22 protein-coding genes and 1 pseudogene are annotated in these 25,575 nt (G+C 62.2%); 10 read left to right on the top strand and 13 right to left on the bottom strand.

Features of this window, described 5'->3' with window-relative positions; translation table 11 throughout:
* Positions 1-35: 35 nt before the first annotated feature.
* The 3 genes from ACO07W_RS10885 to ACO07W_RS10875 form a co-directional block, all read right to left on the bottom strand.
* On the bottom strand, positions 36-449 hold the full coding sequence (locus ACO07W_RS10885; protein ID WP_421843089.1) for a hypothetical protein: 414 nt from the start codon (positions 447-449) through the stop codon (positions 36-38).
* A 300-nt stretch (positions 450-749) separates the two neighbouring features.
* Positions 750-1,352 (bottom strand): TetR/AcrR family transcriptional regulator, encoded by a 603-nt coding sequence (locus ACO07W_RS10880; RefSeq protein WP_421843087.1) that lies wholly within the window; start codon positions 1,350-1,352, stop codon positions 750-752.
* Between the two features lie 508 nt (positions 1,353-1,860).
* A complete protein-coding gene (locus ACO07W_RS10875; protein WP_421841018.1) occupies positions 1,861-2,067 on the bottom strand; it encodes a hypothetical protein in 207 nt (68 codons plus the stop codon).
* 18 nt (positions 2,068-2,085) lie between these two features.
* Between ACO07W_RS10875 and sigB the strand changes: the two genes are divergently transcribed.
* Positions 2,086-3,024 carry an RNA polymerase sigma factor SigB gene (sigB, locus tag ACO07W_RS10870; RefSeq protein WP_421841016.1) on the top strand — a complete coding sequence of 313 codons (939 nt, stop codon included), beginning with the start codon at positions 2,086-2,088 and terminating at the stop codon, positions 3,022-3,024.
* Positions 3,025-3,141: 117 nt separating this feature from the next.
* On the opposite strand, the gene ACO07W_RS10865 is transcribed toward sigB, so the two are convergent.
* The gene (locus tag ACO07W_RS10865; protein ID WP_421843085.1) at positions 3,142-4,830 is read right to left on the bottom strand and encodes an acyl-CoA synthetase; all 1,689 of its coding nucleotides are present in this window, start codon (positions 4,828-4,830) and stop codon (positions 3,142-3,144) included.
* 234 nt (positions 4,831-5,064) lie between these two features.
* Between ACO07W_RS10865 and ACO07W_RS10860 the strand changes: the two genes are divergently transcribed.
* Together ACO07W_RS10860 and ACO07W_RS10855 are read left to right on the top strand one after the other, a co-directional pair.
* Positions 5,065-6,078 (top strand): glycoside hydrolase family 6 protein, encoded by a 1,014-nt coding sequence (locus tag ACO07W_RS10860; protein ID WP_421843083.1) that lies wholly within the window; start codon positions 5,065-5,067, stop codon positions 6,076-6,078.
* A 474-nt stretch (positions 6,079-6,552) separates the two neighbouring features.
* Positions 6,553-7,992 (top strand): FAD-binding protein, encoded by a 1,440-nt coding sequence (locus tag ACO07W_RS10855; protein ID WP_421845932.1) that lies wholly within the window; start codon positions 6,553-6,555, stop codon positions 7,990-7,992.
* Positions 7,993-8,119: 127 nt separating this feature from the next.
* On the opposite strand, the gene ACO07W_RS10850 is transcribed toward ACO07W_RS10855, so the two are convergent.
* Positions 8,120-8,830 carry a VOC family protein gene (locus tag ACO07W_RS10850; protein ID WP_421843081.1) on the bottom strand — a complete coding sequence of 237 codons (711 nt, stop codon included), beginning with the start codon at positions 8,828-8,830 and terminating at the stop codon, positions 8,120-8,122.
* A 144-nt stretch (positions 8,831-8,974) separates the two neighbouring features.
* On the opposite strand from ACO07W_RS10850, the gene ACO07W_RS10845 reads away from it, so the two are divergent.
* The gene (locus ACO07W_RS10845) at positions 8,975-10,180 is read left to right on the top strand and encodes a nitroreductase family protein (protein WP_421843079.1); all 1,206 of its coding nucleotides are present in this window, start codon (positions 8,975-8,977) and stop codon (positions 10,178-10,180) included.
* 150 nt (positions 10,181-10,330) lie between these two features.
* On the opposite strand, the gene ACO07W_RS10840 is transcribed toward ACO07W_RS10845, so the two are convergent.
* The 4 genes from ACO07W_RS10840 to istA form a co-directional block, all read right to left on the bottom strand.
* Positions 10,331-11,101, bottom strand: a complete 771-nt coding sequence (locus tag ACO07W_RS10840) for a class I SAM-dependent methyltransferase (protein WP_421843077.1) — start codon at positions 11,099-11,101, stop codon at positions 10,331-10,333.
* Positions 11,102-11,248: 147 nt separating this feature from the next.
* Entirely contained in the window at positions 11,249-12,616 is a 1,368-nt protein-coding gene (locus tag ACO07W_RS10835) for an adenylate/guanylate cyclase domain-containing protein (RefSeq protein ID WP_421843075.1), read from the bottom strand.
* A gap of 244 nt (positions 12,617-12,860) precedes the next feature.
* Entirely contained in the window at positions 12,861-13,652 is a 792-nt protein-coding gene (istB, locus tag ACO07W_RS10830; RefSeq protein ID WP_421839995.1) for an IS21-like element helper ATPase IstB, read from the bottom strand.
* Positions 13,652-14,887: an IS21 family transposase gene (gene istA, locus ACO07W_RS10825; protein ID WP_421839994.1), complete on the bottom strand. Its 1,236-nt coding sequence runs from the start codon at positions 14,885-14,887 to the stop codon at positions 13,652-13,654. Before istA ends, istB begins: the two co-directional genes overlap by 1 nt.
* Positions 14,888-15,152: 265 nt before the next feature.
* Between istA and ACO07W_RS10820 the strand changes: the two genes are divergently transcribed.
* A complete protein-coding gene (locus ACO07W_RS10820) occupies positions 15,153-16,121 on the top strand; it encodes an NAD(P)H-dependent flavin oxidoreductase (RefSeq protein ID WP_421843073.1) in 969 nt (322 codons plus the stop codon).
* A gap of 11 nt (positions 16,122-16,132) precedes the next feature.
* Here the strand turns inward: ACO07W_RS10820 and ACO07W_RS10815 are convergent, their stop codons facing one another.
* The 3 genes from ACO07W_RS10815 to ACO07W_RS10805 all read right to left on the bottom strand — a co-directional run bounded on the left by ACO07W_RS10815 (position 16,133) and on the right by ACO07W_RS10805 (position 19,345).
* A complete protein-coding gene (locus ACO07W_RS10815) occupies positions 16,133-17,599 on the bottom strand; it encodes a flavin-containing monooxygenase (RefSeq protein WP_421843071.1) in 1,467 nt (488 codons plus the stop codon).
* Positions 17,600-17,699: 100 nt separating this feature from the next.
* Positions 17,700-18,566, bottom strand: a complete 867-nt coding sequence (locus tag ACO07W_RS10810) for an SDR family oxidoreductase (protein ID WP_421843069.1) — start codon at positions 18,564-18,566, stop codon at positions 17,700-17,702.
* Positions 18,567-18,766: 200 nt separating this feature from the next.
* The gene (locus ACO07W_RS10805; protein ID WP_421843067.1) at positions 18,767-19,345 is read right to left on the bottom strand and encodes a PadR family transcriptional regulator; all 579 of its coding nucleotides are present in this window, start codon (positions 19,343-19,345) and stop codon (positions 18,767-18,769) included.
* A gap of 120 nt (positions 19,346-19,465) precedes the next feature.
* Between ACO07W_RS10805 and ACO07W_RS10800 the strand changes: the two genes are divergently transcribed.
* The 5 genes and pseudogenes from ACO07W_RS10800 (at position 19,466) to ACO07W_RS10780 (ending at position 23,254) form a co-directional block, all read left to right on the top strand.
* A complete protein-coding gene (locus tag ACO07W_RS10800) occupies positions 19,466-19,876 on the top strand; it encodes a nuclear transport factor 2 family protein (RefSeq protein WP_421843065.1) in 411 nt (136 codons plus the stop codon).
* A 72-nt stretch (positions 19,877-19,948) separates the two neighbouring features.
* Complete coding sequence (locus tag ACO07W_RS10795) at positions 19,949-20,986, top strand: LLM class F420-dependent oxidoreductase (protein ID WP_421843063.1); 1,038 nt, start codon at positions 19,949-19,951, stop codon at positions 20,984-20,986.
* Positions 20,987-21,020: 34 nt separating this feature from the next.
* Positions 21,021-21,200 (top strand): annotated as a pseudogene (locus ACO07W_RS10790) (MBL fold metallo-hydrolase); the annotation flags it as partial.
* A 130-nt stretch (positions 21,201-21,330) separates the two neighbouring features.
* Positions 21,331-22,638 (top strand): ISL3 family transposase, encoded by a 1,308-nt coding sequence (locus ACO07W_RS10785; RefSeq protein WP_421843061.1) that lies wholly within the window; start codon positions 21,331-21,333, stop codon positions 22,636-22,638.
* Positions 22,631-23,254 carry an MBL fold metallo-hydrolase gene (locus ACO07W_RS10780; RefSeq protein WP_421843059.1) on the top strand — a complete coding sequence of 208 codons (624 nt, stop codon included), beginning with the start codon at positions 22,631-22,633 and terminating at the stop codon, positions 23,252-23,254. Before ACO07W_RS10785 ends, ACO07W_RS10780 begins: the two co-directional genes overlap by 8 nt.
* 56 nt (positions 23,255-23,310) lie before the next feature.
* On the opposite strand, the gene ACO07W_RS10775 is transcribed toward ACO07W_RS10780, so the two are convergent.
* The gene (locus tag ACO07W_RS10775; protein ID WP_421843057.1) at positions 23,311-25,548 is read right to left on the bottom strand and encodes an NADP-dependent isocitrate dehydrogenase; all 2,238 of its coding nucleotides are present in this window, start codon (positions 25,546-25,548) and stop codon (positions 23,311-23,313) included.
* Positions 25,549-25,575: the final 27 nt, after the last annotated feature.

Below are 25,575 nucleotides of genomic sequence, written 5' to 3'. Positions count from 1 at the left end.
TTTCTCGCCAGTCAGGCTAGGCGCGAGCCTGCTGCTTAGGTGGCATCACGCAGTGCTTGGAGCTGACGATGTAGATGTTCGCCTTCGCGTGCTGCGGCTTGCAGATGCACGAGGAGGTTCTCGGCTCGCCGGTCGGCCTGGCGGATCAAACGCAGGATTTTGTCGTCGCGGGTCAGAATGGAATCGGTGGCGCCGCCGGCGGCTTCTTGAGGAGTGGCGCCAAGCAGCGCAGCCGCCGCCGAGCCGCGCTCCCAACCCAGGGTGTCGTCGTAGCTGAGAAGTTTTGCCACGGTGAGAGTTTTTTGCCCGGGTCGGCTGCGTAACTTGCCGAGGGTAGATCGGTCAGGACCGCCGCGGGCGGCCAGTTCCTCTTGGGTCAGACCCAGATCGGCCAAGCGCTGGTTGACAAAGTGGATCAACCGTTCGGGTCCGTCTTTGGGCGCTGCCATGGGCGCGAGGTTACCAGCCTGCCCCAATGTTGTCGCCATCGCAGTCTGAGATGCGGACAAGCGACAGTTGCTGGCAGTGGGGAGAACGACCTGGCTGCGCCAAATTAGTGAAAATGATCCCGTGCACTTTCGCCGATTGGCAACCGGCGCTGGCGGGCAGTCACAAGATGTTGACGCTGCGTGAGCAGAATCGGGCAAGGATATCGTGTCGCACCGTGGTGAAGCCGGATTTGGCCGGCTTGTGCGCCGAAAGCAGCTGCGAATGCGGTGGCGGGCACTGACCGGGATTGTTTGGTGCGCTTAATGTGCCAGTGCCCCGAGTGACTCGCGGATTGCGTGTATTGCGGGTGTCATTGTTATTGCTGGGTTGACGGCGCGTCGTACTCCGACTCCGAGGGCTGTTGCGACGATGAGGTCTGTCATTTCGTTGAGGGTGGTTGTGTCGAAGTGGTTGGTGCCGGTTCGGGTGGCTAGGGCGCGTATGGCGTCGGTGATGGTGGTATGGATGCCTTCGTGTATTGCGGTGATCATGTGGTTTTGTTCTGGGTTGCCGCGGGCGGCGACGGCGAATTCCATTTCGAGCATTGTCCAGCCGGGGTCGCCGAAGGTTTTTTCGAGCCATTCCTCGATGGTGTTGATTAGGTCGGTTACTTCGCCGGGTGCGGTGGTGATCGATGAGACCTGGGCGCGTTTTTCGGCGTGGATGCCGAGGAGGACTTCGCGGCATAGGTTGGGTTTGTCGCGGAAGTTGGAGTAGACAGCGCCTTTGGAAAAGCCGGCGTCATCGGCGATCTGGTCGAGGCTGGTGGCCGCGTAGCCGTCGCGGAGGAACCGAACGCGTGCGGCGGTCAAGATGGCCGCGCGTGTGGCGGCGCGTTGTTCGACTCGTGTCAGCCTGGCCATGTATCGATGATACGACCCCGACCAGTATTCGCATACTACGGGTATGCGAATACTGGTGGACTTGGTGGGTTGGGTGGGGTGGTCGGGCGGGGTTGGTGTGGGGTGGCCGGTTGGCTGAGGTGGGGCTGGTCGGGGCCGGCCCCGGGGTGGTCGTGGGGTGGGGGTGTGGGTGTGTCCCGGGGCTGGTCATAGCGCCCTCGTATTGGTGTTTGTGCCGGAAAACGGCCGTTTCGTCGGGTGTTGGGCCCGGTGTGATGTGGTGCTGGGCTCGGTGGCGGTGGTGGTGGCTGATCCGGGGTGTCGCCGGCGGTACGGCGCCGGTATGGCCCACGAGGGGCCGCACCGGTTGCATCCCCACATACTGTTGGTATATCTATATCGCTGGTATACAAATACTGAACGAATTCAGATGCCGTGGGTATGTGACTATGTGGCGTGGTTCCGCACCCGCGCGGCGGGCTCGGTTCGACCGGGCCACGGACTTTCCAGGAGGCCACGCTGTACCAGCTCACAGCACCCGTGCTGGCCAATCCAAGCCCCCCGCCTCACACCGCGACGGCCATGACACCACCACCGTCGGCAGGGCCAGCCCCAGCTCCCCGGCGGGGGCAACCGGGCACGACCAACCAGCAACCAGCCACCTGCGGCGCGGATCGAGGTGAACCCCATACCCAGCAATTACGTAGGCAATGACGTAAACGTTAAATAACGGCAATTCGATTAGGAGGTCGCTGTGGCAGAGGGCACCGCACGGGCGCTGAGACCAGTCGTCGATCTAGTGCGCATCTACCTCAACGGCATCGGCAAGACCGCGCTGCTGAGCGCCGCCGACGAAGTCGACCTCGCCAAACGCATCGAAGCCGGACTCTATGCCCAGCATCTACTCGACACCAGCACACACCTGACCCGCAACCACACCCGCGACCTCACCGCCATAGCCCGCGACGGACACGCCGCGCGCCGCCACCTCCTGGAAGCAAACCTGCGCCTGGTGGTATCGCTGGCCAAACGCTACACCGGCCGAGGAATGCCGCTGCTCGACCTCATCCAAGAAGGCAACCTCGGCCTGATCCGCGCGGTAGAGAAATTCGACTACACCAAAGGATTCAAATTCTCCACCTACGCACAGTGGTGGATCCGCCAAGCCATCACCCGCGGCATGGCCGACCAAAGCCGCACCATCCGACTACCGGTCGGCCTCGTCGAACAAGTCAACAAAATCGCACGAACCAAACGCGAAATCCACCAAAACCTCGGCCGCGAAGCCACCGACGCCGAACTCGCCGCCCACTGCGGCATCCCCATCAACAAAATCAACGACCTGCTCGACCACAGCCGCGAACCCGTCAGCCTCGACATGCCCATCGGCTCCACCGACACCACCCCACTGGGCGACTTCATCGAAGACACCCACACCATGTCCGCCGAAAACACCGTCATCACCGAACTACTCCACACCGACATCCGCACCGTCCTGGCCACCCTCACCGAACGAGAACACCACGTCATCCGACTACGCTTCGGCCTCGACGACGGACAACCACACACCCTCGGACAAATCGCCACCCTGCTCGACCTCTCCAAAGGCCGCATCGGCCAAATCGAACGACGCGCCATCGCCAAGCTACGCACCAGCCAACCAGCCAACCGACTACGCGCCTACGCCAGCTAACAGCAACAACCCGGCTACCGGACCGGCTCCTTTACCCGGGTTCGCAGCCGAGCGCATCCAACCGCTCCCGACGAGGTCGGCAAAGCGCAACCCCTCCCGGCCCCGAATAGCAGTGGGTTACCACGTCCCCGCGTCTGACCTGGGATCGGAACCGGCATTGATCGCGACGTCGCTGGCCCACCGGTAGTCGGCCTTGCCCGCCGGCGAACGCTCGATCTTGGGGGTACGGATGATTGCCTTCGGCAACTTGTAGCGGGCGACGTGGCTGGCGCAGACATCCATCAATTCCTTGTCAGAGGCGTCGGCGCCGTCGCGGAGTTGGACGATCGCTGTGACTTCACTGCCCCATCGTTTCGACGGGCGACCGACGACCACGACGTCGCAGACTTGCGGATGGGCGGCTATCGCGCGTTCCACCTCTTCGACGAAAACCTTTTCGCCTCCCGAGTTGATGGTTACCGCGTCTCGTCCGAGCAGCTCGATGCGACCGTCGTCGAGCAGCCGGGCACGGTCGCCTGGTATCGACCAGCGCACACCGTCGATGACGGGAAAGGTGCGTGCGGTTTTGGCTTCGTCGCCAAGATAACCCAGCGGGATGAATTTGCGCCGAGCTAACCAGCCGTCTTGCTCGCCTGGCGACAAAACCCGGGTCAGGTCGGCCGCGATGACCGAGGTCTCGGAGCCCGGCATGAAGGTCGCTGCCGCAGTTGGGGTGACGTTGGACGTCATTGCCGTCATCTGTATGCCCGACTCTGAAGCGCCGGCCGAGTCGATGACGAAGACATGGGGTAGAGCTTGCAGCAAGCGTTGGCGCACAGTAGGAGTCAGTGCGGCGCCTCCGTTGCTGAGCGACATCAATCCGGATAGGTCGTAGTCGCCGGATTCAAGCTCGTCGATTAGCGGTCGTGCGATGGCGTCGCCGACGACGGGCATGCTCACGACGCGCTCACGCTCGACCAGGCGCAGCACCTGGTCAGCTTGCATTCGTCGCACGTCGTCGGGAATCGCGACCCATCCCCCCATGGTCAAAATGGTGAAGGCCGCCCATTGTGCCGCGCCGTGGATTAATGGGGGGATCAACACAATCGACATGGCACCAGCGCCTTCAGCGGCGCGCTTGGCCAGTGCGTCATAAGAGGTGAACGGTTCATCCGAGCCAAAGGGTCGTCCACCCATCGACGATATGAAGACGTCGTGCTGGCGCCAGAGCACTCCCTTGGGCATACCGGTGGTACCGCCGGTATAGAGCAGGAAAACATCGTCGGGACTCGGGGTCGGCATTCCCGCGGCCGGTGGCTTGGTTGCTACGACCGACTCGTAATCAACGGCGCCCGGCAGTAGCTCGTGGTCGGAATGGTCAGCGACCTGAATGAGAACCTCAAGGTGGGGGAGTTGCTCGCGGATGGCGGCCACCTGCGGTGCGAACTCGGCGTGGTAGACGAGCGCGCGGGCATCCGCGTCGGCCAGGAGGTACACCAGTTCAGCCTCGACGTAGCGGTAGTTGACGTTGAACGGCGCCACCCGCGCGCGGTAGCCGCCGATCATCGCCTCTAGGTACTCGTTGCCGTTACGTAGGTAGAGCCCCACGTGATCTTGGCCGGACTCGTGGCTACGTAGGCCAGCGCGTTCGGTGTGGCAGCCCAATCCCAGTGACGTCAGGTAGTGCGCAACACCATCGACGCGGGCGTCAAGCTGTCTGAAGGTCAACTCTTTGTCACGCCAGATCACCGCGCGATGTTCGGGGATGGTCTGCGCGATCGTGGCGAACACCGTGGAAAGGTTGAAACCGTTGTCCTGGTTTGGCATTACGCTCCTGCAGCTAAAGGCGTCAGCGGAAAATGTTCAGATGTCGGTCGAACGCGGCCCGGATTGGATGGGTCCGCATCGTCGCACCCTACACAATTGCCCATCCATAATTTCAGTAGTGTATGGCGATGCTGAACCGGATCGCCGAGGGTGCGCGTAGGCTCGTCGGCTGCGTAGAACTGTTCGTCGGCCCGTATCCGATCGTTGCGCGCTGAACTATATGCTGCTGCGGTGATGTCCTCAGCTGCTGGCGCGGTCGCGCGCTGGATCTCCCCATTCCTGACGGTTGCGGCCGTCGCAGCCATCGGTTGTTCGGCCAATTTCGAGCCGGCTGATGCGGCACCGACAGTGCGGCTAGCCGACGCGGCAAACCCGCTAGCAGGACAGCCTTTCTATGTTGACCCGATTTCCTTGGCAATGGCCGCGGCGAATAGTGCCGATCCGCCAAGTCCGGAACTGAACGTTGTCGCCAACACGCCGCAGGCGTACTGGATCGATCAGGCTTTTCCTGCCGCTACGGTCGGCGGGACGGTATCGAAATACACCAGTGCGGCGCAGGCTGCTGGTGCCATGCCGATTCTGACGCTTTACGGAATCCCTCATCGTGACTGCGGCAGCTTCGCATCGGGCGGGTTCGCGACGGCGGCGGACTACAGAAGTTGGATTGACAGCGTCGCTTCCGGTTTAGGTTCCGCGCCAGCGGCGGTCATCGTCGAGCCCGACGCGCTCGCCATGGCCGACTGTCTGTCGGCGGCCCAGCGCCAAGAACGCTTCGGCTTGGTGCGCTACGCCGTCGACACGTTGACCCGCGATCCAGCCGCGGCGGTGTACATCGACGGTGGTCACTCGCGCTGGTTGAGCGCCGGGGAAGCCGCCGCCCGCCTCAATGAGGCCGGTATTGGCCACGCGCGGGGTTTTAGCATCAATACGGCGAACTTCTACACCACCGATGAGGAGATCGGCTACGGCGAGGCGATCTCCGGGCTCACCAACGGTTCGCACTATGTGGTCGACACGTCGCGCAACGGCGCCGGACCAGCGCCGGACGCGCCGCTTAGCTGGTGCAACCCGAGAGGTCGGGCGCTGGGCGCCCCGCCGACCACAGCGACAGCCGGTGGCCACGCCGACGCCTACCTGTGGATCAAGCGTCCCGGTGAATCCGACGGAAGCTGCGATCGTGGAGACCCCGGAGCGGGGCGGTTTGTGAACCAGTTCGCCATTGACCTAGCGCACAACGCGGGACGGTAGGGTCGTCGGCACCACCAAGTGATTGGTTGTCGCCGCGGTTCGAACACCCGACCGCACTAATCAGGAGGACAAGCGTCAGGCAAACACCGACCGCACAATTCAGCGATGCAGACCGAGGAGGCGCCCGACCGAGCAGACGGATATGTCGGCCCGGGCACATAGCTCTACCATGCGATTCGCCTCTTGTTTGCTGGGCATCAATGGGGAAAATTCGTCGAAAACAGCCTGCAGTGGCCGCAGAGGTAGCTCATCGGTGCGGCCGCCTTGCGACGAATAAATTGCCCGGCGAGACATTCGACTAGTTGCGGAGCAGGTTCACGCGCGATTCGGTTGTCGCACGACACGTAGCGCGGCGCCACGGTTTTTGTCGCTGCGTGGTTAACAATGCGGGGCATGACACAACCGCGGGATGATGCCGGCCCGCAGCGCCTGGCCGAGCCGTTCAGGCGGCCGTCAGCGGGCGGGAGCCCGACGGTGGTTCGTGAGCTTTCGCGCCAGACATTTCTGCGGGGCACCGCGGCAGCGTTAGCTGCGGGGACCGTCTTCGGTGCGGTCCGCGCTGCCGCCGATCCGAGTGCCGTCGGCTGGGATGCTCTGGCCGGTGCCATCGGCGGGCGGGTGCTGCGTCCCGACGATGGTGGGCAATTTGCAACGGCAAAACAGGTTTTCAACACCAACTACAACGGTTCGACGCCGGCGGTAGTCGTTGCCGCGACATCGCCGTCAGACGTCCAAAAAGCGATGGCGTTCGCTGCTGCTCACAACCTCAAAGTTGCTCCGCGAAGTGGTGGGCATTCCTACGTGGGGGCGTCCACGGCCAACGGAACCATGGTTCTCGATCTGCGTCAGCTACCTGGTGGAATCAGTTACGACGAAGCCACTGGGCACGTCACGGTGACACCCGCGACGGGTTTGTACGCGCTGCACGAGGCGCTGGCCGGCGCGGGGCGGGGTGTACCGACAGGAACGTGTCCGACAGTTGGTACTGCCGGGCACGCCTTAGGGGGTGGGCTAGGCGCTGACTCTCGACACGCAGGGTTGCTTAGCGACAGGTTGACGTCGGCATCGGTAGTGTTGCCCGGCGGCCAGACGGTTACCGCTTCTGCGGCCAACCACCCCGATCTGCTCTGGGCGTTGCGAGGCGGCGGTGGCGGCAACTTCGGGGTGGCCACCTCCCTGACCTTTGCCACGTTCCCTACCGTGGACCTCGACGTGGTGAACCTCAATTTCCCGCCGGAGTCGTTTGCGCAGGTCCTGCTCGGCTGGCAAAGCTGGCTTCGCACCGCCGACCGAAACAGCTGGGCGCTGGCGGACAGCTCGGCAGATGCGCTGGGTACGCGCTGCCGCATTCTTGCGACCTGCCCGGTCGGTTCGGGCGGCAGCGTGGGCGACGCTATCGCTTCTGCCGTTGGAGTGCGACCGACCGGGACCGACAACCACACGTTCAACCCTTTGGACCTGGTGCGTTACCTGGCCGCCGGGAACCTCACCCCGGCGCCGCTCGGATATGTGGGTGGATCCGATGTTCTACCGACCATCGACGAGGCCACTGCTGCGGGGATTGCGTCGGCAGTCGAGGCATTTCCGCGCGCGGCGGGCCGCGCGTTGGTCATCATGCATGCGCTGGACGGAGCTCTGGCCAGCGTGGCACCGGGAGCCTCGGCTTTTCCGTGGCGCCGACAGTCCGCGCTGGTGCAATGGTATGTCGAAACAGCGGGTTCTCCGTCGACAGCGGTTGGTTGGCTTAACACCGCCCACCAAGCGGTGCGGGCTTCGTCGGTCGGTGGTTATGTCAACTACCTCGAAGTAGGCCAGCCGCCGGCGCGCTACTTCGGCCAAAATCTCTCCCGGCTGAGTGCGGTACGGCGCAAATATGACCCCGGCCGGGTCATGTTCTCCGGGCTGAATTACTAGCCGCGTGGTCGGCAGTGAGCTTCGGACCGACCACTGTCGTTCTTTGCGGTAGACCAAACGTTGACACAACAAGATCCTGCGCCGGGCGCGCACTGTCGGGCCAGGCGTTTTGCACCTACGCGAGGGGTTAGGGCTTGGGCGACGATTCGATAATGATCGTTGGCACGACCAAGTTAGTGTCCTTGACGGTGAAGACCCGAGTGCCCGGTTTGCGGCCGGCCCTGACCTCGGACACTTCGGTCCCGGCATCGGTCAGGCGTGCGTGGGTTCTGTCGATATCTGTACTGTGCCACGCGATACCCCACAGTTGATCGTCCGCGGTGGGATCGTCGCCGGCAATCACCAGCTCAACAAATCCCTGCCCGCATCGGAAGAACAGCTGTCGCAGCCCCTTGATTCGAGTGCGGTCTAGGCGCAGGTCTAGGCCCAAACGTGCACCGAGGGTGGCGACCGCGCGGTCGGGGTTGGCCGACATGTATACGACGTGGTGAATGCCAGCTATATCGCCCGAGGGAGCAGGAAAGGCATTGGCAGCCACAATGCCAATCTCGACGCCATGCATGGTGGCCGCGGCTCGGTGGCCTTGCACCGTCAGTTCGATTCCGCGGCGTTGCAGCAGCTCAACCACTGAGGAGAAGGCGTCTACACAGAACGTGATCCCGGTCGCCCCAGCTCCCGCGGCTTCGACGATATTGACGGCCCCGGTGGTGTATTCGGTGCCGGCGCAATCACCGAACAACCGATCATAGGCACACTCGGTGGCGGTGACGTCCGGACTATTCAGCGTAACGCTTTGCAGTCCAACGATTTTCGATCCGCCTTCCTGCATGAGCTTCATCCAATCACATTAGCTTCGCGTGCTGCCCGAGATACGAGACAGCCCGCTATCGACAAGAGACCGAACGCCTACCGCCCGGCGTCACCACGATGCTGGCGACATCGTACGGTTGACCACGGCGCCGCCGTTGGGAGGGCTGACGACGTGGTCAGCGGCATTGAGGAGACGACCATGGGGATTTCCGGTAGTGCTATGGACCCGGCGGCGGTGGATTATGTGCTCACTACCACGCGATCGGTGCGCAAGCGGCTCGACCTGAACCGATCGGTCGATCCACAGGTCATTCTCGACTGCATCGACGTTGCCGAACAGGCGCCCAGTGGCGGCAATCAAGCGAGCCGGCGCTGGATCGTCGTGGACGACCCACGCCGCAAGCGCCAACTGGCTGACCTGTATCGGGAGGCGGCCGGCGATTTCATCCTGGGGGCGCGTGACCAGCTCGCCGGCACTGGTCACCCGCAGGCCAAAGTGATGGAGTCAGCTGCCTATCTCGTCGAGCACCTGGCGGAGGTCCCGGCGATCGTGCTTCCCACCATCATCGGGCGCCATGACAACAGCGGTCGCGCCGGATTGTTCGACTCAGTTATTCAGGCAGCCTGGAGCTTCTGCCTGGCGCTGCGCGCTCGGGGTTTGGGATCGGCATGGGTTACCGCGGTTTTTGCCCGTGAGCGGGAGCTGAAAGAGATGCTTGGCATCCCGGACAACGTGACCGAGATCGTCATGCTGCCCGTTGCCCACACAATCGGCACGGACTTCAAGCGCGCACCACGGCGACCGGCACGGGCAATCACTTACTACAACACCTATGGTCACACGTTCGAACACGGTCCGAACCAACCGGCCACATTCGACGACGGTGCTGGTGGCGAGGTCGAAATCGACGTCGAGGCAACGCCGGAACAGCTGTGGCCCCTCGTGACTGACATCAACTTCGGCGCGGGCGCCTCTGACGAGTTCCGCGGGGCTGAGTGGGCGGTGGCAGAGGGTCCTCGGTTGGGGGCTCGATTCGTCGGCCGGAACTGGCACGAGGCTCTCGGTGAATGGGCGGTCGACTGTTTCGTTGACGTCTTCGAGGTGAACCGGGTTTTCGGCTGGCGCACTAGCGACCCCGACGCGCCAGGGGCACGATGGCGCTTCGAGCTTGAGCCCATCGTTGGTGGCACACGGCTTCGCCATGCGGTGACAATCGGGCCCGGGCCCTCTGGCCTGACTCAGGCGCTTACGTCGATGCCTGACAAGCAGCAGCGAATCCTGCACCGACGCGTCTCAGAAATCCGGCTCAACATGGCGCGGGTTGTCGCGGCCATGAAAGAGCGCGCTGAGTCCGACCGTCGCGACTCACGTCGTTGAAATCCGTCGAGAAGTTGGTGGCGAGAACCGCCGCGAGCGGGATTGCCGGATTCGCTGCCCGGGTGCCCTAGCAAGAGGCACTGAGCCGCAGAACAACTGGTTGCCGGCTCGATGGGCTGGAATTCCCCGGAGCCCGCTGCCTGACCATGGCTACGCGCGCAGCGTGAAGTGGTCACTGTGAGCACGGATCTCGATTCGGCCGTCATGGGAAAATTGATCGAACCACTCGAGTAGCGGGTTTTGAGGCATCTGTGCAAGGTGATCCGCGAAGAGAAAGCGGATAATCCGCATCCGGTTCTCGGCTGAATCGGGAAATAGCAACTCGTAGGGAACCGTGTGCTTTTGGTAGTCGGCGTCTAAAGCCTGCAGCGCTATCTCGAGGTCTTCCGACGTGTTGTAGGGCACCTCGCGGCCCACCAGCTGAAAGCCGGCTATGCAGAACTCGACGAGGGCGTTCGTCTGCCCGGTCAGGGCAGCAAGCAGGCGGCCGTTTGGCGCCAACGTGGCAATCAGGCGGCCAATGGTGCCTTCGAGGTCGGGTACATAGTAGAAAACATGGTTCGCCAGCACGACATCGAAGCGTCTGTCTAGGTGGACTGGCAACGAAGACCACTGGGCCGGAGATGAAGCCGCAAAGCGGGCTAGCCGGTCGACGGCTTGCCGCCGCACGGATTCGGCCGGTTCCACGAGCGCCAGCCGCAACCGTTCGGGTGGCCAGCCGGCCTGCTCGACGAATCGTGCGGTGAATGTTCCTGAACCACAGCCGAAGTCAAGCATGTCTATGACCTGGCCAGCCGGCTTGAGCGCCGCGATCTGTTCCTGGTAGGCACGCGCGTCTTCTCGCGCTTCGGTTGCGTGCTGCTCGAAGAATATGTAATCGCTGGCTATCTCGCCAAAATCTTTCGCCGGATTCTTGGTCATCGTGGATAAGTCTGCACGTGTCGCCCGTCCAAGCCAAACGTTGGACCGGCGACTAGACGGCGTCGTGCCCAACGCGCGTCAGGCCGTTGAATCCACCGTGTTGACGTCGCTGCCGCATCGGCGTAACCCCTCGTCAGGGTGCGCTCGCTATGTTTTGCTGGGCGCCGGTGTCCGCACGACCCTGTAGAGTCGCCAACGGCCGGGCACGCCTCTGAGTTGGTGCTCTCCGGTCTCGGCGAATGTTCGCCGCGACCCACTGACGATCTCGCGGACGGTCGAAGACACCAACACTTCACTCGACTTTGCCAGAGCCGCGACGCGCGCGCAGATGTGTACCGCCATGCCGGCGACATCGGAACCGCGCAGCTCGACCTCGCCCGCGTGAACACCTATCCGAACTTCGATGTCAAGCGCGCGAACCGCGTCGACGATCGCATCCGCACAATCGATTGCCACGCTGGGGCTGGCGAATGTCGCGACGAATCCGTCACCGGCGGTGTTGACTTCGCGACCGCGGAACCGCTCTAACTCGCGTCGGACGATACTGTCGTGGTTGTCGAGCAGATCACGCCACCGCTGATCGCCCAGCTCCGCGGCGCGTTCGGTGGAACCGACGATATCTGTGAACACGATCGTGGTCAGCACGCGCTCGGCGTCGAATCCGCCCCGTACCCCGGTGATGAATTCCTCGATCTCGTCGAGGAGCGTAGCGGTGTCCCCGGCCCAGTACAGCGTGTCAGAACCCGGCAGCTCGCGGTAACGAGCCCCAGCGATGTGCTCGGAGAGGTATCGACCATGTCCCGCCGGCAGGAACCTCGCGTTGTCGCGATGCAGGATCAGCGTTGGTGCGATGACGCTGGGGAGCCGGTCACGCACGTCGGCCTGCCCCACGGTCTTGTTGACCTCTCGGGCCATGCTCGGCGACATGGCCCGGTTGCCAGCGAGATCCCACCAGGCGCGAAACGCGTCATCGGAGGCCACACTCGGCGCGATCACCTTGAGCGTGTCGAACCCCCGCTCCAACGCATCCGGTTCGAGCGCATCGGTAGTGAATGGATTGGTTGAGCCGATTTGGGCGCCGACTGGATAGTCGGGAGCCCACAGCATCCGAGCCATACCGTTGACGATCACCAGGCTGTGCACCCGATCCGGGTAGTCGGCGGCCAAGACCAGGCCGGTCATCGCGGTAAAAACCGGCGCGAAGACGGTGGCGCGTTCGCATTCGACCGCGTCCATTACCGCGATCGCGTCCTCGGCCCAGAACGTAGGCCCCAGCATGTCCGTTGAAGGCACGCGTGACGACAATCCGATTCCGCGGTGGTCCAACCGGATGACCCGGCTGAAAGACGCCAGCCGTCGGTGGAAGTGATACATCGACGGCTCGGCGTCTACCGAGTCGATCGGGATCGATGGGCCCGGCAGCACCAGCAGATCAATCGGGCCATCGCCGAATACCTGGTAGCCGATGTCCATGCCGCCGCACTGCGTGTAATGCGTCCGTGGAGCCTGGGCCACGATGTCAGGCTAACTCAGCGCGTCGGGGAGATAGGCCGAAATCCCGGCGACCGAGGTCGGGATGCAACCGGCCGATTCGACCGCGCTGCGCGCCTAGGCTTCGCCGGGCTGCTGTTCGCCGAAGTTGGCCGTGCCGCCCACCGCTATGCGGTCGTCGCGCCTTAGGCCACGCCACCGCCTACCGGTGTCAACGGCAAGTGAAAACTGATCAGGTTTCGGCAATCGAAAATTGACCAGCTTGGTTTCATTGGTCCTCGGCTGTGGTGGTGTGGCCGAGGTCTCGGTCTTTGATGCGGTAGCTGTCTCCTTTGAGGGCGATGACTTCGGCGTGATGGACGAGTCGGTCGATCATGGCGGCGGCGACTACGTCGTCGCCGAACACTTCGCCCCACCGCCCGAAGGGCTTATTCGAGGTGACGATGAGACTGGCCCGTTCGTAACGCGACGACACGAGTTGGAAGAACAGATTGGCGGCTTCGGGTTCAAACGGGATGTAGCCGACTTCATCGACAACCAGCAGGGGGTAGCGGGCCAGCCGCGCCAATTCGGCTTGCAGGGTGCTGTTGTGATGGGCGCGAGCAAGACGATCAACCCATTGCGAAGCGGTCGCGAACGCAACGCGGTGACCTGCTTGACAAGCGCGCATCGCAATCCCGATCGCCAGGTGGGTCTTGCCGGTCCCTGGTGGGCCGAGGAACACCACGTTGTCTTTAGCGGTGACGAAGTCCAGGGTGCCCAGATGGGCGATGATGTCGCGTTTGAGACCGCGGGCATGATCGAAGTCGAACTCTTCCAACGATTTACGTGATGGGAAGCGGGCAGCGCGGATGCGCCCTTCGCCGCCGTGAGATTCCCGAGCCGACACCTCACGCTGCAGACACGCCGCGAGGAATTCTTCATAGCTCCACGCTTCGGTTCGGGCGCGCTCAGCGAGACGTTCGATGGCCTCACGCAGCGTCGGGGCTTTCAACACCCGGGTCAGATACGCCAGCTCGGCGGTGACATCACGGCTGCTGGTCGCGGTCTTGGCAGCCATCACGCCACCGGCCCGTCAAGGCCCAACAAGGCGTCGTAATCAGCGAGACGGCGTTGTTCGACCTCCACGTGATGCGGTGGACCAACAACCTCGAGCCGTTTGCGCCGCAGCAGTTTCGCGGCCTGGACATGTTCGGGATCGCTGATCGTTTGATGTTTGGCCCAGATCCGGTCGTGGTCGGCGACCAGCGTGCCGTCACACCAGACCCGCACCCGGTTTAGATCTGCGATGATCTCGATACGGCGGCCGATCGCGGCCGGATGCACCGAGTAATCGTTGCTGTCGAGGCGCACGTAATGATCGCGAGGCAACCGCGTTGAGCGTCGCCATCCGATGCTGGGCCCAACCGGCGGCAATGCCAGCATCGCTGCGGTATCGGCGGCGATGCGATCTGCTGGCCGGCATCCCAGCACCCGATGCTGGCGGTGGTTGGCCCCCACCAGCCAGGCCTGCAACTGGATGTTGAAATCGGCTGGGGAGCCAAACACCCGCCCCGGCAAAAACGCCCGCTCCAAATAGTCATGGAACCGTTCAACCAGACCCTTGGCCTCAGGATCAGCGGGTTTACAGATCCCTACCGTGGTGGCCAAGGTCCCGCGGAAAGCCTGACATGCCGGGGTCAACTCTGGTCGGCGTGCCCGCCACCGCCCGACCGCGCCCTCACCATCCCACACCAACACCCGTGGAACCGCACCCAACGTCGAAAGATGCTGCCACCAACCGGCATACAAGTCTTCGGCAGCGCGTGTCGGAATCAACAGCGCCGAAGCCCACCGTGAATACCCACACACCATGGTCAACACCGGTAACGTCGCCGCCCTACGAACCTGGCCATACCCCACCGGCACCACAACATCGGGAAACCAGAAGTCACACTGCCCGACCTCACCGGCCACATACGTCGTCCGTGACACCGGATCCGGCGCCAAATACAGTGGCCGTAACTCACGCACCCGCCCACTCAGTGTGCGGATCGAATACGACCAACCGATCCGCTCAGCAATCACCGTCGCCGGCATCCGCGGATAGGCCGCCAACAACTCCCGAATCCGCGGCTCGGCCTCATCAGCAACAGAACCCCTCACCGCACGCCGATACTTCGGCGGCCCATCAGAAGCCAACGCCGACTTCACCGTATTCCGCGAAATACCCATCACCCGCGCAATCTCGGCAATCGGCAACTGCTCCGACCGGCGCAACCGGCGAATCTCAGCCCAATCCTCCACGTTCAACACCTGCCTCCTCCTTGACACATAGCCAAGGCACTCTAGGAAGCTGGTCAATTTTCAATTGCCGCCCACTGGTCAGTATTCAGTTGCCGCCGACATACCGGGATCGCGGTCGTATTTCCCCGCAGGCCATTTGCTACCAGGGCTACGCTGAGGTCGCAGGTCAGGTCGCCTTGGTGGGTTGAGCGCCGGTGGTCATCAATCGGACTGCCGGTCTGCCTCGGGGACAGTTGACGCAGTCAGATACACAACACCCAATGGGGGCGTGGCCATGGAACAGATGATTGCGACCCGCTTCACGGAACGATTCATGATCCGACATCCTGTGCTGCTCGCGCCGATGGACAAGATCTCCGGTGGGCGCCTGGCCGCAGCGGTGACGAACGCCGGCGGTCTCGGCGTGATCGGTGGCGGTTACGGTGACGCCACTTGGCTTGAACAGGCCTTGCACGACGCTGGCGATACTCCGGTGGGCGTGGGCTTTATTACCTGGAGCGTGCTGCATCAGCGGGGTCTGGTCGATCTGGCTCTCGCGCGTACGCCGGCGGCGTTGATGGTGTCTTTTGGCGATGCGGAACCGCTCGTGGCGGCGGCAAAAGATGCTGGTGTTCCAACCATCTGGCAAGTTCAACGCCTGTCACAGGCCCGCCAAGCGCACGCGGCCGCCGTCGATGTTGTCGTGGTTCAGGGCCAGGAGGCCGGTGGTCACGGAATGGACCGGGGTCTAATCTCCCTGCTTCCTGCGGTACGCGATATGTCCGGTCCGGAGCAGATCATCCTCGCCGCGGGCGGCATCGCTGACGGCCGCGGTCTGGCGGCTGCGCTCATGCTCGGCGCCGATGGCGTCATGCTGGGCACACGGTTTTGGGCGAGCAACGAGGCGCAGGGGTCCGTGGTAGCCAAGGCCGGACTGGTCGCTACCGGAGGTGATCAGACGGTCCGGTCCCGGGTTTTCGACATCACCCGTGGCATCGACTGGCCTCTCGATTTCACCGGCCGTGTCGTCGCCAACGACTTCGCTGAGGAATGGCTCGACGATCCGGATGGATTGCATCGCGATCGGGTCGCCCAACGCGCCCGCTATGAAGCTTCGGACCCAGACGATTTTTCTACCCGAGTCTTAGTCGCCGGCGAAGCTCTTGATCTGATCGACAGCATCGAACCGGCAGCCGATATTTTGCACACCGTGGTGCGTGAAGCGGCCAGTCTGTTGCGGCACGGATCTCGTTATTTGGTGTGAAAGACCGACGTTCACCGAATGCGGAAGTGTCCGTATTCCGGTTCCGCCAGCATCGACGTCAGTCGGGCGCGGTTGTATGGCCATAGATCGATGGTCTTGTTGTCGGTCAAATACCACGAGTTGCAGCCGGTGTTCCAGACGGTCGGTGCCATCGCTTCGGCTACCTCGGTGTTGAACTGCTCGGTCGCTTCTTCGGTCACCTCGATCGAAGTCGCGGTACCGTCGCGGAGCATCTCAAGGAACCGGCAGATGTAGTTGGCCGTCTGTTCAGCCGAGTACTGCAATGAGATGGATCCGGTCGGGGAGTTTGGGCCGAGGACGGTGAAGAGGTTGGGAAATCCGGGAATGGCGGTCATCCGGTAGGCCCGGGGGCCACTTTCCCATGCCTTGTCGATGGTGAGGCCACCGCGGCCGGTGATCGCCATTGGTCGCATGTAGTTGTGCGTTTGGAATCCCGTAGCCAACACGATGACGTCTGCTTGTCGATGCCTACCGTCGGCTGTTCGAATCCCAGTAGATGTCACTTCGGCGATCTGGTCGGTCACTAGTTCCGCGTTGCCAGATTGGATCGCGCGGTAGTAGGTTCCAGAAATCACCTGGCGTTTGCAGAGTGGCTCGTAATCCGGGGTCAATTGGTTACGTAGGGTTCGGTTGCGCACTTGCAGGCGCAGACACAGGCGGGCGTAGGCCTGGACCGCCTGCCGTCGCCACGATGGACGGGTAACGATGTCGGCGAGAATTCCCGATCCCCACAGCAACGTTCGGTACAGCACCTCATGGACGGCTGGGAAGCGCTTGAGTGCTGTTCCGAGGAGGGCGCTCTGGCGCAGCGACATCGGAGCCCACAAGACCCACTGTGCCGAGCGCACGTAATGAACGATTGATGCAGCGCAGGGCTGAAGAGCTGACAGGACCTGAACACCGGTGGATCCGGTCCCGATGACCGCGACATGTTTGCCGTCGGTTGTGATGGCGTCGTTCCAGCAGGCGGTATGGATAATCTGGCCCGTGAAGTCGTCGATTCCCGTTATGTCGGGAATGGCCGGGTGATGCAGCACGCCGGTGGCGCATACGATGACGTCGGCTCGGACTTCGGTGCCGCTGGCGGTGATCACCGTCCAGTTGGCCTGGTCTTCGCACCACCGTGCGGCAACGACTTCGGTGTTCAGTCGGATGTGATCACCAAGCCCGAGCGAATCCACCACGTCACGGTGGTACCTCTGGATATCGGTGCCGTCGGCCCAGATGTGCGACCAGTCGGCTTTGGGTGCGAATCCGAACTGGTAGAGCTGAGACGGGACATCGCAGGTAAGTCCCGGATATCGATTCCAATGCCACACTCCGCCGACGTCGGCGCCTTTCTCGAGCACGGTGACGTTGGAGAAGCCTCGGCGGGTGAAGATGTGTAAAGCGGTGATTCCGGCGAGCCCCGCGCCGATGATGACGATGTGTGGTTGCGCCCCCGCACGCTTGCTCATGTGCCAATTTTGCCGCTGAATAGCTCCTGACGCAGTGCCTCGATCGCGCTAAATGCTGGTGCCCGGAAGACTATGCTTCTGGCCGCCGGGCGCGTTGGGGTCATTGGGGATCTCCGGCATGTGTGGTTGCCTGACGCGCGATACGGTCGGTATAGGCACGTCGGCTTACCGTGTCGATGGAGGTCAGCGCCCGGTCGTCGCTGAGCCATCGGCGGAACAACAATTCGACGCGTTCCGGTATCAACGCGTCGACCATTGACCAGCCCGGCGCAACCCATTTCGGCACCGAGACGCGTGCGGCGCCGGTGCGAGCCGTCTTCAGGATGGCCGCGGCAACATCGCCCGGGTTCACCGTTGGCAGGCCATTACCCAGCGGTGCTCCTGAGGTTAGTTCGGTGCGCACCGCGGCCGGCAGGATCGCCGATACGGTGACTCGCGCCGGCGCCAACTCTCGGCGTGCAGCCAGCGAGGCACCGAGAACCGCGAACTTGCTGGCGTTGTAGGTGACCATTCCCGGTATCGGGATCATTGCTGCCATGGAGGCCACATTGATGATCCGGCCGCTCCCGCGCGCGACCATTTCCGGGGCCACCGCGCGCATGCCGTTGAGCACACCGCGGATGTTGACGTCCAGGATCAGCTCGGTAACTTCCTGAGTCTCTTCGAGGAACGAACCCAATGGCATGACTCCGGCGTTGTTGACCAGGATGTCGACTCGGCCTGACTCACCAAGCACGGTTGTGACGAAGTTGCGCCATGATACTGGGTTGGTGACGTCGAGTCGAGCAGCGCGGGCGCCCCGGATCTCAGCGGCGGTCGCTTCATTCTCGGACTGGTCGACATCGCCGATCCACACCGTGGCCCCGTGTTCGGCGAACAGTCGAGCTGTCGCCGCACCGATGCCGCGGGCGGCACCGGTGACGATAACCACTGACTGTGACGCCGCTTTTGCACGCCGCTTTGGCACGTCGTTTCCCCTACCCGCCCAACAACCGCGCAGGTACCAATGGTGTTGGCATGCCACCAGTATGCCGCGTGACGGATGCGGGGCCACCAGCCTCGGCCAGAGCGCCGACGATGCTTTTCCAGGGCCTTGCGCGCTCGACCTTCCAAGACACGCCCATCTTGTGCCGCGCGACAGGTCTCATCGATTCTGAACGCGCTCCGCTACGTTCGAGACCGTGACGACATCGCGGACAAACGATTCTCGACAATCGCCAGTGCGTGTTCGGCCCATCGAATGTTTTCCTGTTCAAACGATATTCCGCGTAGCAGTGTCAAGTACGGACCTACCCGCTCGGCGTGGGTGACGTAGTTTTCTTCGGTGCCGCCGTTGAGCAGGCGGCTCCGTATCCGTTCGTAGCGTTGCAATTTGGCGGCAGCCCACTGCATTCGTTCAACGATGGAGTCGCGGACGGCGTCGGCGTTACCGGCGTCGAAAGCCTGCACTTTGACCAGCAGCTCATCTCGGATCACCGATGGTCTGGGCGCCATGGCGGTGAAATCTTGGATGGCGTCGCGGCCGGCCGCAGTCAGTGAGTACATCCGCTTGGTGGGTCGGCGTTCTTGCTGGACGGTGCGCGCCTTAATGAGCCCCTGGCCGGCCAGGCGTTCAAGTTCGCGGTACAGCTGTTGTGGGGTGGACATCCAGAAGTTCGCCACTGAGGCGTCGAAGGCTTTCGCCAGGTCGTATCCGGAGGACTCGCCCTCGAGGAGTGCGGCCAACACCGCGTCGCGGAGCGACATCGCGCCATTATACAATATGGCGAATAGTCAACAAACTGATTAATCGTCTATGGACATGCACGCGTCCACCTTCTACGGTTGATCACGCCCACGTGACACAACGACAATGTGAGGTGCCGGATGCATCCCTTCCGCAGGGCGGTCGAAGCGCGCGACGAGGCGGCGATCCTGGCAATGCTGTCCGATACCGTCGTGTTCACTAGTCCGGTGGCGTTCAAGCCGTATGTCGGCAAGCCGATCACCATGGCGATCCTGCGTGGCGTGTTGCGGATATTCGAGGACTTTCACTACGTCCGCGAACTCGCTGACAGCAATGGTCGCGACCACGCGTTCGTGTTCGAGACGAGAATCGCTGGGGTGGAGGGCATAACGATTACGGGATGCGATTTCCTGCGCTTCGATGACGATGGTCTGATCGACGATTTCACGGTGATGGTACGGCCGCTATCTGGCGCAAAGGCATTGTCTGAGGCGATGGGCGCCCAGTTCGAGCGGATCCAGCAGGAAGCCCTCGAACTCGCCAATGTCTAACACGTTCGGCCGCAACTTCAACACCGGCCCGTTGAGCCTATGTGACCTACTGAGTCCGAAAGGGTGCTTATCATGCGGATCGGATTAGCTATCAATTATGCCGGCGGCTTCAAAGAAGTGGCCGCCGAAGTCGCCGACCTAGAACGCGCCGGGTTGGACATTGTCTTTGTCCCCGAGGCGTATTCCTTCGACGCGGTGAGCGCGCTGGGCTATCTGGCCGCCAACACCGAACACGTGCAGTTGGCTTCGGGAATCCTGCAGCTCTACACCCGAACGCCCACGTTGACCGCGATGACCGCGGCCGGGCTCGACTATGTGTCGGATGGCCGGTTCACCTTGGGCCTGGGTGCGTCCGGCCCGCAGGTCATCGAAGGATTTCACGGTGTTCGGTACAACGCGCCGATTGGTCGAACTCGCGAGGTGGTCGAGATCTGCCGTCAGGTGTGGCGCCGTGAATACGTGCAGTATCAGGGCAAGCACTACACGGTCCCGCTTCCCGCTGGTCAAGGCACTGGACTTGGCAAATCGTTGAAGCTCATCAATCGACCCGTTCGGCAACGTATCCCCATCCTGTTAGCCGCGCTGGGACCGAAGAATGTTGAGCTGGCTGCCGAGATCGCCGAGGGTTGGCAACCAATCTTCTATCTGCCAGAAAAAGCGCACGACGTGTGGGGTGAATCATTGGCCAGCGGAAAAGCGAAGCGAGACGGTGCGCTCGGCGAGCTGGACGTGTATGCCGGCCCGGCCCTGGCGATTGGCGACAACGTTGAGCCGCTGCGCGAATTCGTCAAACCGCAACTGGCACTGTACATCGGTGGTATGGGAGCCAAAGGCAAGAACTTCTACCATGCCTTGGCAACCAGCTACGGCTTTGGTCCGCAGGCCGACCGCGTTCAGGAGCTTTACTTGGCTGGCGAAAAGGATGCCGCCGCCAAGGCGGTGCCCGACGAGCTCGTGCGCGACATTTCCTTGATTGGGACCCGCGAGTTCGTCAAGGAGCGAGTGGCCGCGTTCCGCGAATCTGGGGTGACTACGTTGAACGTGGCTCCCATCGCAGCGACGCCGGGTGAGCGGATCCAGCTCGTCGAGACTCTGCGACAACTGGTGTAGCCGCGCGGCGGTCGCGAGATGCAAGGGGCCGGCAGTGAAAGTTCATCACCTAAACTGCGGCACCATCAAAACCCCCGGGGCTCCGATGGTGTGCCATGTGCTGCTACTGGAAACCGACCGCGGCCTTGCGCTCATCGATACCGGCTTTGGGCTTCTCGACTGTGAAAACCCTCGTCGGATCGGCCCCTCCCGCTACGTGTTGCGACCAGCGTTACGGGCTCTTCGTGACGAAGCTGGGTGCGGGTGGTGGGACTGGGGCCTTGTGTCGGGTTGGTTGTGGGCCTGGGACTTCAATGATCGGTGTGTTTCAGCAAATTACTCACTGATCAGACAGGAGTCCCAGGTTGGTTGTCGATGCTAGTAGTTCGGTTGTTGGTGTGTTGTTCGGGCTGGACGGGTTTGAGCTGATCGGGGCCGTCGAGGTTGATGGTGAGTTGGAGCTGATGGTCCAGACGACGGCCACAGTCGTTGCGTGTCCGCAGTGCGGTGTGGTGGCCCGGGCCAAGGATCGCCGCCCAGTCTGGGTGCGTGACTTGCCGATCGCTGGACGCCCGGTGGTGTTGTGCTGGCACAAACGCATCTGGTGTTGCCCGTATCGGCGGTGTGGGCAAAACACCTGGACTGAGCAGCACACGGCGATCCCGGCGCGGGTGTGTCTGACCGAACGTGCCCGTATGTGGGCGTTCAAGCAGGTCGGTACACATGATCGCGCGGTGTCTGCTGTGGCCACCGACCTCGGTGTCAGCTGGGCCACGATCAACAATATCGTTGTTGTCACAGGTCGGCGTCTTGTCGATGACCCGCAACGGGTAGATGTTGTGAGCACAGTTGGGGTTGATGAGACCTCGTTTCTGCGTGCGACCGCGACGCATCCAACGATCTATGCCACCGGCATCGCCGATATCACCGCTGGCCAGCCAGCACGGCTACTCGATGTGACGCTAGGGCGATCAGGTGCGGTCCTGGGGGCGTGGCTAGCCAACGCTGACCAGAACTGGAAACAGCACATCACCCATGCGGCACTGGATGCGTTTCGCGGCTACGCGACTGCGTTGGCTGCTCATCTGCCCGATGCGGTACGCGTGTTGGACCCGTTTCACGTCGTCAAACTCGCACTGGCAGCACTCGATGAGGTTCGACGACGCGTGCAAAACCAGGTGTTGGGCCATCGTGGACGACGCGGCGACCCGCTCTACCGGATTCGGCGCACCCTGCGTACACGCGTCGACCGGTTGCCTGACCACGCCAGAAAGCGTTTGGACTGCGGTTTGGAGGCGGGGGACCCAGACTGGGCGGTCACGGTGGCCTGGATCATCGCTCAACGCCTGATGTGGTGCTACCACAGCAACAACGCCGAAGCCGCCGCCGAACTTATTGAGGAAGCCCGCAACTGTCCGGTTAGCGAGGTGGCCAAACTCGGCCGCACCCTGCACACCTGGCGAGCAGAGTTCTTAGCCGCCTTCACCAACCCCGCCATCACCAACGGACCCACCGAAGCGCTGAACCTCAAGATCAAAAACACCAAACGCACCGCACGCGGATTCCGCAACTTCAGCAACTACCGGCTCCGCCTACTTCTCAACCACGGCCGCATCCACCACAATCAACAACCAACACCGATCAGAACCCGCCAACCCAGGTTGGTTGCGTAGAGCCGCGTTACGGCACAACGAGACCGCGATACGCCAGATCGAAACGCTCGGGTTTGGTCGCGACGACGTCCGGCACATCGTCGTCACCCACTTCGACCTAGACCACATTGGCGGAATTGCCGACTTCCCGCACGCGCGCATTCACGTCGGCGCCGCTGAAGCATTTGGCGCGGTACACGCCTGGTCGGTGCGTGAAAAGTTGCGATATCGGAGCGGACAATGGGCGCACGGTCCAAAACTTGTCGAACACGGGCCCAACGGGCAACCCTGGCGAGGATTCGCCGCCACCCAACCTCTTGATGCCATCGACTCCGGTGTCGTGCTGGTGCCCATGCCGGGCCATACCCGCGGCCACACTGCGGTTGCGATAGACGCGGGCAACCGCTGGATCCTGCACTGCGGTGACGCCTTCTACTATTTCGGCACGATTGACGGCCGCTCTCGGGTGCCAGCTGTGCTGCGGGCTCAGGACGCGTTGTTCGCATTCAATCGTAAGCAGCTGCGGGCCAACCGCGAACGGCTCGCCGAACTCTACCGTTGCCGGGAACCCGACCTGCTCATTGTGAGCTCGCACGACCCCACCCTGTATGCAAACTGCACAGGCAGACGGGATTAGCGAAGATTAGCTTTTGCGGCCCAGGATTTGGTTGACTGCGAGCATGCGAACCGGTTTCAACACCGGCCAGCGATCAGTGCCGCATTGAATGTGCGGCTCGGACGCATCACTGCCGTGGTCATTTCGCTGTCCGGCGCGTAGTAGCCTCCGATGTCCACCGGGTTGCCCTGCGCCTCGGTTAGTTCAGCAACAATGATGTTTTCGTCGCGGGTCAAGGCATCGGCAAGTGGGGAGAAGCGGTCGCGCAATTCCTGGCTATCGGTCTGCGTGGCTAGTTCCTGGGCCCAGTACAGGGCCAGGTAGAACTGGCTCCCCCGGTTGTCCAGCTCACCGGTCTTGCGTGAAGGGCTTTTCTTGTTGTCCAGCAACTTTCCGGTCGCGGCATCCAGCGTTTTGGCCAAAATACTTGCTCGCTGATTGCCCGTTTTGACGCCCAGGTCCTCCAGGCTGACGGCCAATGCGAGGAACTCGCCGAGAGAGTCCCATCGCAGGTGATCCTCTTCGACGAGCTGCTTAACGTGCTTGGGCGCCGAACCGCCGGCTCCGGTTTCATACATACCGCCGCCGGCCATCAACGGCACGATGGATAGCATCTTGGCGCTGGTGCCTAGCTCGAGTATCGGGAATAGGTCAGTGAGATAGTCGCGCAGGATGTTGCCGGTGGCGGCGATGGTGTCCAGGCCGCGGATCAGGCGCTCCAACGTGTACCGCATTGCCCGCACCTGCGACATGATCTGGATATCCAGGCCACTAGTGTCGTGATCCTTTAGGTACCTCTTGACTTTTGTGATCAATTCGCTCTCGTGTGGACGGTACGGGTCCAACCAAAAAACCACGGGCATGCCGGAGCTGCGCCCGCGAGTGATCGCCAGCTTGACCCAGTCGCGGATCGGTTCGTCCCTGACGATGGGCATGCGCCAGATATCGCCGGTCTCCACATTCTGCGTCAGCAGTACTTCGCCAGTGGTTAGGTCGACGATGTTGGCGACACCGTCAGCTGAGATCTCGAAGGTCTTGTCATGCGAGCCGTACTCCTCCGCCTTTTGCGCCATGAGGCCAACGTTGGGAACCGTGCCCATGGTCGCCGGATCGAAGGCGCCATTGGTCTTGCAGAAGTTGATTATTTCCTGGTAGATCCGTGAAAAAGTAGATTCGGGATTGACGGCCTTAGTGTCCTTGGTCCGTCCGTCGGCGCCGTACATCTTGCCGCCCGCGCGAATCATAGCGGGCATCGAAGCGTCCACAATTACGTCGCTTGGCGAATGGAAATTGGAGATTCCCCGAGCCGAGTCCACCATTGCCAGCTCCGGGCGATTCTCGTGGCAGCGGTGCAGGTCATGGATGATCTCATCGCGTTGTGATGCGGGCAACGACTCGATCTTGCTGTAGAGATCGGCTAGCCCATTGTTCACGTTTACGCCCAGTTCGTCGAAGAGCTGCTGGTGTTTGGCGAACGCATCCTTGTAGAAGATCTTCACCGCGTGACCGAAGACGATTGGGTGCGAAACCTTCATCATGGTTGCTTTCACATGGAGTGAGAACATCACGCCAGTTTCGTAAGCGTCCTGCATCTGCTCTTCGTAGAACTCGCACAAGGCTTTTTGACTCATGAACATGCTGTCGATGATGTCGCCGTCGCGCAGTGACACCTTGGGTTTGAGCACGACGGTCTCGCCGCTCTTGGTCACCAGTTCCATCTTGACTTCACGCGCGCGGTCCAGGGTCATCGACTTCTCGCCGTGATAGAAGTCGCCGTGTCGCATGGTCGCCACGTGGGTGCGCGAAGCCATCGACCACTTGGCCATGCTGTGCGGGTTCTTGCGCGCGTACTCTTTGACTGCCTTTGGTGCCCGGCGATCCGAGTTGCCTTCGCGTAGAACTGGATTGACAGCACTGCCCAAACACTTGGCGTAGCGCTGCCGGATGTCGTTTTCGACGTCGGTCTTCGGATCTTCCGGATAGTCCGGCAGGTTGTAGCCCTTCGCCTGCAGCTCCTTGACAGCGGCCAAGAGCTGAGGCACGGAGGCGCTGACGTTGGGCAGCTTGATGATGTTGGTTTCGGGCAGCTGTGTCAGCCTACCCAGCTCTGCCAAGTTGTCGGGCTCGCGCTGGGCTTCGGTCAAATAGTCAGGAAACTCCGCGAGGATGCGTGTCGCCAGAGAGATGTCGCTGGTCTTGACATGGATGCCCGCTGCCTCGCAGAACACCCGAACTATCGGTAGAAAGGCGTAGGTTGCCAACATCGGCGCTTCGTCAGTGAGCGTGTAGATGATGGTTGGTTTTTCGGCGCTCATGGTTGGACTCCCGGCGTCGTTGTCGGT

Source organism: Mycobacterium sp., assembly GCF_965230835.1.
In the GTDB taxonomy this organism is placed as follows: Bacteria; Actinomycetota; Actinomycetes; order Mycobacteriales; family Mycobacteriaceae; genus Mycobacterium.
This window is presented reverse-complemented; position numbering and strand designations above follow the sequence as displayed.